This window comes from Micromonospora sp. URMC 107, assembly GCF_051386315.1.
Classification (GTDB): domain Bacteria; phylum Actinomycetota; class Actinomycetes; order Mycobacteriales; family Micromonosporaceae; genus Micromonospora.
On the sequence record NZ_JBPQTK010000350.1, the window covers coordinates 1 to 231 of the forward strand.

The window sequence follows — 231 nt, forward strand, 5'->3', positions numbered from 1 at the left end:
TTGATCTTGGTTGTAATGCCGTCAGGTTCGGTGATGGTGAGGTTGGTTCTCACCGCTGCCGCAACGGGTACAACTTGGTGCGGGATGTCGTCGTGGTTGAGGCCGAGGGTCAGGCGGCCCTTGGCTCCGGCTGGCACCACGGCGCAGGTTTCGATTCCAGCCCCACGAAGGACTCGTGAGATGTTGACCCCCTTACCGGCGGCGACCTCGGTGGAACTGCCGAGTCGGTTC

The 231-nt window shown here is 62.3% G+C and carries 1 pseudogene; it reads right to left on the bottom strand.

Annotation, left to right across the window (positions count from 1 at the left end):
- Positions 1–231: pseudogene (locus tag ACSNN9_RS28810) on the bottom strand (hypothetical protein); the annotation flags it as partial.